The organism is Gordonibacter sp. An230 (assembly GCF_002159915.1).
Classification (GTDB): domain Bacteria; phylum Actinomycetota; class Coriobacteriia; order Coriobacteriales; family Eggerthellaceae; genus Rubneribacter.
Map to the genome: position 1 here is coordinate 24,566 of NZ_NFJP01000035.1, position 9,776 is coordinate 34,341.

At 65.9% G+C, this 9,776-nt stretch carries 7 protein-coding genes; 4 read left to right on the top strand and 3 right to left on the bottom strand.

Annotation, left to right across the window (positions count from 1 at the left end; genetic code table 11):
• Positions 1–406 precede the first annotated feature (406 nt).
• The 3 genes from B5F40_RS14145 (at position 407) to B5F40_RS14155 (ending at position 3,151) form a co-directional block, all read left to right on the top strand.
• Positions 407–1,699, top strand: coding sequence for a glutamate-cysteine ligase family protein (locus B5F40_RS14145; protein ID WP_087194918.1), 1,293 nt, complete (start codon positions 407–409; stop codon positions 1,697–1,699).
• Positions 1,696–2,130: an FKBP-type peptidyl-prolyl cis-trans isomerase gene (locus B5F40_RS14150; RefSeq protein ID WP_087194919.1), complete on the top strand. Its 435-nt coding sequence runs from the start codon at positions 1,696–1,698 to the stop codon at positions 2,128–2,130. Before B5F40_RS14145 ends, B5F40_RS14150 begins: the two co-directional genes overlap by 4 nt.
• Before the next feature lie 592 nt (positions 2,131–2,722).
• Positions 2,723–3,151, top strand: coding sequence for an FKBP-type peptidyl-prolyl cis-trans isomerase (locus tag B5F40_RS14155; RefSeq protein ID WP_087194920.1), 429 nt, complete (start codon positions 2,723–2,725; stop codon positions 3,149–3,151).
• Positions 3,152–3,219: 68 nt separating this feature from the next.
• On the opposite strand, the gene B5F40_RS14160 is transcribed toward B5F40_RS14155, so the two are convergent.
• Together B5F40_RS14160 and B5F40_RS14170 are read right to left on the bottom strand one after the other, a co-directional pair.
• Positions 3,220–4,077 carry a hypothetical protein gene (locus B5F40_RS14160; protein ID WP_087194921.1) on the bottom strand — a complete coding sequence of 286 codons (858 nt, stop codon included), beginning with the start codon at positions 4,075–4,077 and terminating at the stop codon, positions 3,220–3,222.
• Positions 4,078–4,497: 420 nt separating this feature from the next.
• Entirely contained in the window at positions 4,498–6,060 is a 1,563-nt protein-coding gene (locus tag B5F40_RS14170; protein ID WP_087194923.1) for a helix-turn-helix transcriptional regulator, read from the bottom strand.
• A gap of 240 nt (positions 6,061–6,300) precedes the next feature.
• On the opposite strand from B5F40_RS14170, the gene B5F40_RS14175 reads away from it, so the two are divergent.
• A complete protein-coding gene (locus B5F40_RS14175) occupies positions 6,301–7,965 on the top strand; it encodes an FAD-dependent oxidoreductase (protein ID WP_087194926.1) in 1,665 nt (554 codons plus the stop codon).
• A 789-nt stretch (positions 7,966–8,754) separates the two neighbouring features.
• On the opposite strand, the gene B5F40_RS14180 is transcribed toward B5F40_RS14175, so the two are convergent.
• Positions 8,755–9,639, bottom strand: coding sequence for a methionyl aminopeptidase (locus B5F40_RS14180; protein WP_087194924.1), 885 nt, complete (start codon positions 9,637–9,639; stop codon positions 8,755–8,757).
• Between the last annotated feature and the right edge of the window lie 137 nt (positions 9,640–9,776).

A 9,776-nucleotide genomic window follows, 5' to 3' on the forward strand; every position in this document is an offset into this window, starting at 1 on the left:
GCCGTCGTAACCCGGCAAGCGCCGCTCTCACTCGCGCGCCCGTGGGAAGGGCGCCCCCAACACGGGAACGGCCCTCGAGGCGCACTTGGCCCTCCCTCGCGCGCCCGCGGGGAAAGGCGCCTCAGCACAGCGGCGCGATGCCGCTCGCCGAACCGTTGCGATCCCCACGACCGCGGGAAGGGAGCCCGCATCGCTGCGCACCCCTCAATTCGACGACATCGCCCCGCCGCACCCGCGGGAAGGGCGCTCGGCAAGACACAGCCGCCCGCGAACGAGCGGGCCGAGCGCATGGAAACGGGATGTGGTTTCGAGCCGCTGCAGCGCAAAGCGACCGCACGAGTATCGTATACGCGGTATCCTATGGTCGAAACACCTCGCATCGACCACACAGTACTCAGGAGAGAACATGAACGCCACCTTTTCCGGCGACACCCGCCAACCTGCTCGCGAAAGCAACATCGCCGCCATCGTCTCGTACTTCGAGCAGGGCATCAAACCCGCTGGCGGACCGGGCGAGCTGGGCATCGAGCTTGAGCACATCCTCGTGCACGACGACATGAGCCCCGTGTCCTACAGCGAAAAGCACGGGGTGGCCTGGCTGCTCGGCCAGCTGAAGGAGGAGTACCCCACGCTCACATGCGACGCGCACGGCGACCTTCTGGGCGTATCGCGTCCCGGGGAGGCCGTCACCATCGAGCCTGCCGCGCAGCTGGAGCTGTCCGCAGGGCCGTTCGTGGACCTGGGCCGCGCACGCGAGGTGTTCGAATCCTTCGAGAGCCGCGTCGGGGCCCTGCTCGCATCCGCAGGCGAGCGCATGCTCGCAACGGGATACCACCCAACGGCAAAGGCGCGCGAACTCGAGCTCATCCCGAAACGCCGCTACCAGTTCATGGATCTGTACCTGGGCAGAAAAGACAAGCACGGCCCCTGCATGATGCGCGGAAGCGCGTCGACGCAGGTGTCTATCGACTACACGAGCACGCAGGACTGTCTGAGGAAGCTTCGGCTGGCGTTCGCGATATCGCCGATCATCTCGCTCATGTGCGACAACTCCCCCATATTCGAAGGGGCGCCGCGCACGCACGAGCTCGTGCGCACCGAGATTTGGAAGCACGTGGACGACGACCGATGCGGGCTCGTGCCCGGCGTTCTCGAGCCCTCGTTCGACCTGAGGAGGTACGCCGAGTACATTCTGGACACCGTCTCCATCCTCGTGCCCTGCGCCAAAGAGCAATGGTGCTACTCCGACCGAACGTTCGGCGACGTCTACGCAGACCGAACCATGACCCGTGCGGAGGTGGAGCACGCGGTGTCGATGTTCTTCACGGACGTGCGCCTGAAAACCTACATCGAGATCAGACCGGCAGACGCCCTGCCCATACCCTACGCCATCGCCTATGCCGCGCTTGTCAGGGGGCTGTTTTACGACCCCGCGAGCCTCGATGCGCTCGACGAGCTGTTCTCCGGCATCCGAGCCTCCGACTACGAGGCGGCCAAGGCCGCGCTCATGGAAAGCGGCTACCGTGCCGAGGTGTACGGCCGGCCCGTCGCGGAACTGTGCGACGCCGTCATGGATATCGCCATGCGAGGGCTCGGAGGAGACGACCGGGAACACCTCGAGCCGCTCGCACGCCTCGTGGCCGCTCGCACGACGCTTGCGACGCTCGCCGAGCGCGAACGGGACGGCGGAGCGCGATGAGCAACGAGAACCGCATGGTGAAAGTGGCGTACCGCGGATACTTCGACGACGGGGCGACGTTCATCGACCAGCGCGAGCATCCCATCGAGTTCCCTTGCGTCGAGGGATGGATGCCGCCTGCGTTCATCGAGACGGTGCGCGACATGGCCGTAGGCGAAACGAGGACGGTGCGCGTTGCGGCGAACGAGGCGTACGAAGAACGCACCGACGAGCGCGTGATATCCGTGGAGCGCGCGAAGATCCCCGCGCGAACGCGGCTCGTCGTGGGCGAGATGGTGAACCTCGAGCAGCCCGATGGGCAAACCTACCCGGCCCGACTCGTCGAGCTTACCGAGGAGCGCGCGGTGTTCGACATGAACCACGACGCCATCTGCAAATCCCTCAATTTCGAGATGACGCTGCTCGACGTGAGCGACCTCCCCGACCGCTAGCCCGCGCGACACCCGCTGGCGGGAAGAGAAGGCCGCCCCCTTCCCGCCAGCGCCGCCCACGGCACGCTCCTTCACGATGCGCTCCTCGGCGCAAGCCCGAAACGGGAGCCGCTCAGGGCCACGATCCCGCACCGGCCCTCCCTCGCGGTGCGGCGCCAGGCGCGCGCTGCACCGCCCGCGTTCGGGACCGACCGTCCAGCCAGCGGCCCGTTCCCGCGTGCACGCGCCGCAGACGCCCCGCGCACGCGGGAACAGACGCGCCGACGAGCATCCCTCCTCCCCAGAGCGCTTCGCAGACGCCCCGCGCGCACGCGGGAACAGGCGCGTCGCTTCGGCGGCGCCAGGCGCGCTGATCGACAGCGGTCGCCCCGCGCACGAGCCATCGGGCGCGCGGAGGGCAAGCCCGGCCGGAGGCGTCGCAGCAGCATGCCCCGTCGGCGCGCTGGCGGCATCGGGCATGCGGAGGGCAAGCCCGGCCGCGCGATCCAAGACGACTTATGGCGACTTGGAGCAAGTTGCTCGGCTCGATCACGGGCATCGCAGCGCTCGGGTAGACTGGAAACGTCGATCTCCAAGCGAAAGGGAACCCCCTATGAGCAACGAAGGCAAGAAGGTCAAGGTCCACTACACCGGAACGCTCGACGACGGCACCACGTTCGACTCCTCGGTCGAGCGAGGCGAGCCCATCGAGTTCACCTGCATGGCCGGCCAGATGATCCCCGGGTTCGATGCGGCCGTGAAGGACATGGCCGCAGGCGAGACGAAGACCGTGCGCATCCCCGCCGCCGAAGCCTACGGCGAGCGCGACGAGAGCAAGGTGCAGAAGGTGCCGATCTCCCAGATCCCCAACGGCGACCAGCTTCCCGCAGGGCAAACGGTCTACATGATGGGTCCGGGAGGCCAGCCCTTCCCCGTGTTCGTGAAGTCCATCGAGAACGGCATCGCAACGTTCGACATGAACCACGAGCTTGCAGGCAAAGCCCTCACGTTCGAGATCACGTTGGTGGAGGTCGTCGGCTAGCGGACCGAAAGCGGCAGCGCGGTCCCCGAAGGCGAGGCGCATGGCGCCTCGCCTTCCTTTGCTCGGGATCATGCGGCCTTCGTTTCGGATGCAAGGGACAAAAAGCGCTCCCAGAACCTGCGCTCCGCCGCATCGTTCAGCACGCCGACGCATCGAGCGAGCGCCTCGCGCTGCTCCTCGGCGAACCGATCGGGAAGCTCGAGCCCGAACGCCCGCGCACGCACGGCGCGATCGTCTCGCACGTTGGCCCCCGTCGGAACGCGGCCGTCCGCGCCCTCGGGCCCGGTCGCATCGCCCCCGCGGCCACGCCCTCCGTCCGACGCGCCCCCGTCGAGCAGCAGCTCGGCCCTCTTGCGAGCTTGGCGCGCCAGCACCTGATCGTACTCGAACCCGAAAAACGTCATCTCCCAAAATGCGCCCGCGAGCACCTGGTAGCGCTCGCGCAGGCACCATGGCCCTCCGAGCCACACGCGGTACGCAAGCGACTCCTCCCACGGCGCAAGAGCGTACCGGCGCTCCTTCGGAAGCGCATGCGCCTCGGCCGGAGCACGCTCGAACCCCTCGACCGAAGGAAAGATGGCGCGCCGCACCGTCTCGGCGTCGCCAAGCTGGGCAAGCGAAGCGGAAACGCCGCGCTCGATCAAGCCCGACTCGGCATGAAGTACGAACTCTTCCCGCGGCAGAAGGACAGACGAGCGGCTCGGCTTCTCAACCGGCAGCGCCCTCATCGCCGAGAGCGTCCTCGCAAGCCGCTTCCTCATCGCCTTGCGGCGCTTCGGCGTAGCTACGGTCGCCTCCGCGCGCACATGGTCCTCCATGACGGCGCGAACGAGCAGCTTTTCATCGCAGCAGATCAAAAGCTCCTGCAATGTGGGCAGGCGCTCGAAAGCAACGCCGTCGCGCTCCCAGAAATCAAAGGCGCACATGACCCGCCTCCTTCAACAAAGCAAGAGCATCTTCGCAGCTCAAAGCTGCAATGGTGCGCAGCGGTCTCCCCTCGCACAACCCGCTGGCATCGCTTGGCTGGGGTGATGACAGCTCCTGAGCGAGCGCGGCGGCCCTGAGCGAGCCCTCCGGCGAATCGAGGGAGCACAGCGGCAGCACCTCGATAACGACAAGGGCCTCCGCATGGGGGCAGGGCGGAACGATACGGCACGATTCCGACATGGCACGACACCTCTTCGCAAGCGTTCCGAAGGCTTGAGAGGATCTTGCAAGCGTGGTACGGGCGACGCGGAACACCGTCGCCATCTATGGGCTGCCCGACGGCCGAAGCGGGATCAGCGCTTGCACTGGCTCTTTCGTTCGAGAGCAGTATAGCATAAAAAAGAACGTTTGTTTGTGTTTTATTCGAAAAGCTCGAGTTTTTCGACAAGCTCGTCGCGGGAATGCACGTCGAGCTTGCGGTACACATGCCTGATGTGGGTCTTCGCCGTTCCGTTCGCGATGAACAGCTCGCGCTCGATGGAGCCCACCGTCTTGTGCTGCGCGAGCAGGAGCAGCACCTCCTCCTCCCGCGGCGAAAGACCGTGCTGCTTCGCGAGATCGCTGCAGCGGCTGGCAAGCTCCTGGCGCTTCACCACCGCCGTGTTCGCCGACGCGTCCTCCCCTCCCAAAAACGCCACGCCCCAGCGGCTGGACAGCTCGCGCTCCGAGAACAGGATCGTCGTGGCCGCCACCACCATGATGATCACGAGCCCGCTCACCACGGCGTCCGATCCCGCCAGCCCGAATTCAGGAGACCCGAGCAGCGCCTCAACCTGCCGCCCAAGCACGGAGAACAAAGCCCGCACGCCTCGCTCGAGGCCGAACAGCCACACCGCCGACATGCCGTAGCGATAGCACAGGTTGGCCATGATGAGCATGATGAGGATGGAGAACGCCGTGTACGAGGCGCTCGTGCAGAAGTCCGACGCCGCCTGCGTGAGCACGCCGACGTTCGGAAGGATGAGAAACGCCGCCACCATGAGCGGCAGCGCGATGCGGTAGATGACGGCGAAATCGAACTTCCCGCCGCGCGCGATGACGCCGAAGAACACCACGGCCGCCACCGCAACCGTGCCGAACGCCGAATGCGGCCCGAACGTCGACTGGTACATCGACGACTCCTTGAGCCCGTAGGCGAACGCGTACACGGCCATGAGCAGGACGATCTTCCAGGGAAACGAGAACTTCGTGGGATGCGCCACGGGCAGCTCGTCGGCCGGGAGCGCTCGGAAGCCAGCCGCCACCGCGGCGAGCGAGACGACGGGAAGCACCGCCACCACGGCGCCGAGCCACTCGATGGAGAGGCCCCGGCACACGTAGATGATCGCCGCAGCCACGATCATGGATGCCGAGTAGTACAGCGCCACGCGGAACGGGTTCACGCATCCGTACAGCTCCGACCAGAGAAGAATGACGACGGCAATGCCCGCCCCGCCCAGAACCACCGCCGCCACCGCAAGCGCGTTTACCAACGCGGGGACCGCCATGGACGCGAACATGCAGCAGGTGGACAGCACGAGGGCGATGCCCGAGCACACGTACAACGGCGTGCGAGCGAAGTAGGGCCCCGTCCGCTTCGCGAGGGCGGCGCAGATGAGCATCGTCGCGATCATCACGAGATCGAACACGTCATGCCCGGTCACTTCGGCCGCGGGAAACGAAACGAACGAACCGACGAACACGACCTCTATCCAGGCGCGGTACACGCCGAGGCCGAGGAACGCAAGCGGTATGGCCGGCATCCAAGGGAAAAGCGGACCAGGTGGCTTCGGTCGCGCCTTATCGTTGTCGCGGAGCTCGGAAGCGGAGCCGGCAGCCCCGGAAGACGCCGAGGGCTTGGCGGGTCCGTCTGGCCCAGCCGACGCCGCACGGGCCGAAGCGACCGCCCCGTCACCGGCGGCATGCGATGGCGTTTCCCTCATGCGACGCGACCCCTCCTCAACCCTTTCCAGCCCTTTCATTGTACCCGAATCAAAGTGCCACGCAAGGCCGCCTCCATCCGCCACAAGGAATCAAGGCTACGTTTTGCCTGATCATGCATAGGGTTATAGCGAAGGATGATGCAAATCATCCTTGTTTTTGGCACGGTGGACGAAAGACAGGAAGGCGCAACGGCGCTAAGGTTCGATTCGAGGGATAGAACCGAAACCAAGGAGGAATCCATGAGCAACACCATCAATGGAAACGGGATCAGCCGTCGCGATCTGTTCAGATTCGGAGGCATCGCAGCCGCCGGCGTGGTGGGCGCGGGCGCGCTCGCCTCGTGCGCGCCGCAAACGGCTGGCTCCGGCTCCGGCTCCGCGAATGGCGCGAACTCCGGCGAGGCGGGCACGTCGGCCGGGCACCTGCGCGAGGGCCTGCCGAGCTTCCTCGAGAAGCCCGAGCCCATCACCGACATCAAAGAGACGAAGGACTTCGACGTGGTGGTGGTCGGCGCGGGCGCCGCTGGCGTTCCGGCGGCGCTTTCGGCGCTCGAGGCCGGCGCGAGCGTGGCGCTCCTGCAGAAAGAGAGCCAGGCCATCAGCCAGGGCAACTCCGGCAGCGGCATCGACCTGGCCACAAGCGATCCCGCCGATGTCGAGAACCTCGTCTCGCAGCTTATCGCCGACAGCCAGCACCGTCCGAACCGGGCGCTCGTCGAGCTGTGGGCGAAGAACTCCGGCGAGGCCGTGAAATGGGTCATCGAAAAGTCCGCCGAGAGCGGAGCTCCCGTCATCGACCAGGGCAACCTGCAGCACATGCCCCTCATCAACAAAAAGGGCTACACGATGAACTTCGTCACGTCGTTCTTCGGCCCGAAGCCGCTCAACACCGGCGACGGCATGCGCGCGTTGGCCGAAACGGCCGCGAAGGAGGGCGTCGAAATCTTCTACTCCACGCCGGCCGAGCAACTCGTACAGGACGATTCCGGCAAGGTGACCGGCGTCATCGCCAAGGGCGACGGCGGCTACATCCAGTTCAACGCGGCCAAGGGAGTCATCATGGCCACGGGCGACTACCAAAACGACACCGACATGCTCTACTACTACCAGCCCGACATGACCAACCTCGAGCCGAAGCAGACGAACAAGACCGGCGACGGCCACAAGATGGTGGTGTGGGCCGGCGGCAAGATTGAGAACCTCGCGCACACCAAGATGCTCCACGACTTCGACGCCGGCCCCTCGTCGATGTGCGACATGCCGTTTTTGGCCGTGAAGAACTCGACCGGGAAGCGCTTCGTAAGCGAGACCGTCGAGATGTCGCTCATGAACTGCTACCTGCGCTCGGCCGAAGACGCCGGCCACTACTGCCAGATCTTCGACAGCACCTACATGGAGGACGCCGCCGAGTGGCCCGGAAGCCTGGTCGACCCCGAGGCGCTCAAAGTGTACATGCCCGAGGAGGACGTGGAGCGCGAAGGGGTGTTCGCCGACCAGGTCAACACGTTCAAAGCCGACACGCTTGAAGAGTTGGCCGAAAAGCTGGAGATCGCCGACACGGCCGCATTCGTGGAGACGGTCGAGCGCTACAACGAGCTGTGCGCCGCCGGCGCGGACGAGGACTTCGGCAAGCCCGCGCAGTACCTCGCGCCGGTAGACACCCCGCCCTACTACGGCATCCATCGCCATGTGCGCATGAGCGCCATCTGCTCCGGCGTCGACGTGAACGAGAACCACGAATGCCTCACGCCGGAAGGAGAGGTCATCGAGGGCCTGTACGCCATCGGCAACTGCTCGGGTGGCTTCTACGGAGGCATCGACTACCCGCTCACCGTGTTCGGCTTGTCGCTGGGCCGCTGCTACACCGAAGGCTACGTAATCGGCCGCATGGTGGCGCAGAAATAGCGACATCCCCCTCCTTGGGAAGCGCCCGGCACGTTGACCGCGCCGGGCGCTTCCGCGTGCGGGGCGGTATGCGCCAAACGATGCCGACGTCCAGATGGCAGCCCTCCTGCCGAAAGGTCGCCGGGTTAATCCCGAAGCGAATCCGACGAGGCGCCCCCTCCAAAAAGGCTCGCCCCCTCCAAAAAAAGGCTGCGGGCAGAGCGCACCAAGACGGCCGATTTCGCACGGAATCCGATTCCGCACGAAACCAAGCCCTACGATACAGAAATCACCAGATTGCTACCGAAACTCGCCGAAACGAGCCTCCCCCATGCATCCTTTCCGGCAAATCCGCCTCGCGCTTCAACGCGCACTCTCGCGATCTGGGAAAACGCCGAATCCGCAACGACGGCTTCCCGCAATGCGGCAGCAATCTGGTGATTTCTGCGCAAAAAGCCCTACGTCCACGTCAAACCGGCGTCAACGTAGGCCGAGCCGGCTCGCCAGCAAAGCCCGCTCGCGTCGCGAGAGCCCTCCTCCGCCTGATAGGAGGCTTTCGCGGTATCGGGCGGAAGGGCTCGGAGAGCCCGGCGAGCGCAGGCTCGCGTCGATTCCGATTTGGCGCAGACAGCCCACGGCCAACCCTGCTCGGCAGAACGGCCCTCTCGACGTCGGCTCGGTCGGAGAAGGCGGCTTCGCATCGGACGACGCGGCCCGCGCCGATCTCAAACCGCGGACATTCCCGGAAGGGCGCGCCCGCCTTGCCAATTCCGCTGATTCCGCCGTCCCCCGTCATCTGCATGCGCAACGCTACCAGGACAGCAGCTCGTAGCCGTCCTTGGTGACGGTGAGCTGCACCTCCCATTGGGCGGTGTCGCTGCCGTCGGCGGTGCGCACGGTCCAGCCGTTCGGATCGCCCATGTCGATCTCTTGGGCGCCGGCGTTCACCATGGGCTCTATGGTGAACGTGAGGCCGGGCGCGAGCACCATCCCCGTGCCGGCCTGGGCCACGTGGCTCACAAACGGATCCTCATGGAAATCGAGGCCGATGCCGTGGCCGCCGAACTCTCGCACCACGGTGAAGCCGCACGACTGGGCGTAGGCGTTCACCGCCGCGCCCACGTCCCCTAAAAAGCCCCAGGGCTTCACGGCGGCGAGGCCCGCCTCGAGGGCGCGCCTCGTCTCCTCCACGAGGCGCCGGCGCTCCGGCGACACCTCGCCGATGCAGAACATGCGCGAGGAGTCCGAGTAGTAGCCGTCGAGGATGGTGGAGCAGTCCACGTTCACGATGTCGCCCTCGCGCAGCACGTCGGCCTCGGAAGGGATGCCGTGGCACACGACCTCGTTCACGGACGTGCACACGCTTTTCGGATAGCCCTCGTAGCCGAGATCGGCCGGAATGCCGCCGCGCTCCACCGTGTAGTCGTGAACCCAGCGGTCAACCTGCTCGGTGGTGGTGCCGGGGCCGATACGCTCGGCCACATAGTCGAGCACGCCGATGTTGATGGCGGCGCTGCGCTTGATGCCCTCGATGTCGGCCGCGGTCTTGAGCAGCGCGCGGTCGGGGACCTCGAAGCCCTGGTCGTAAAGGCTTTGCAGGCGCTCGTCGATATCGAGGTGGCACTTCTTGTACTTCTTGCCGCTGCCGCACCAGCACGCGTCGTTGCGGCCCGGTTGGGATTCTCCGTCATACATGCGCTCTTCCTTTCGCTCGCGAGGTATTGTACCCCTTGCACGCTGTTGCGAGCGGCGCGTTTCGGCACTTTCGGTGGGGATTCGGGGGATTCTGCGAGACGGGAAGGAGGGCGGGAAGCGGCAGGAAGTCGGGGGGG

What these genes read in the sequence shown, in the direction of transcription:
- B5F40_RS14180 (WP_087194924.1), bottom strand. Translation starts at nt 9,639, where the DNA reads ATGTATGACGGAGAATCCCAACCGGGCCGCAACGACGCGTGCTGGTGC.
- B5F40_RS14145 (WP_087194918.1), top strand. Translation starts at nt 407, where the DNA reads ATGAACGCCACCTTTTCCGGCGACACCCGCCAACCTGCTCGCGAAAGC.
- B5F40_RS14155 (WP_087194920.1), top strand. Translation starts at nt 2,723, where the DNA reads ATGAGCAACGAAGGCAAGAAGGTCAAGGTCCACTACACCGGAACGCTC.
- B5F40_RS14175 (WP_087194926.1), top strand. Translation starts at nt 6,301, where the DNA reads ATGAGCAACACCATCAATGGAAACGGGATCAGCCGTCGCGATCTGTTC.
- B5F40_RS14160 (WP_087194921.1), bottom strand. Translation starts at nt 4,077, where the DNA reads ATGTGCGCCTTTGATTTCTGGGAGCGCGACGGCGTTGCTTTCGAGCGC.
- B5F40_RS14170 (WP_087194923.1), bottom strand. Translation starts at nt 6,060, where the DNA reads ATGAGGGAAACGCCATCGCATGCCGCCGGTGACGGGGCGGTCGCTTCG.
- B5F40_RS14150 (WP_087194919.1), top strand. Translation starts at nt 1,696, where the DNA reads ATGAGCAACGAGAACCGCATGGTGAAAGTGGCGTACCGCGGATACTTC.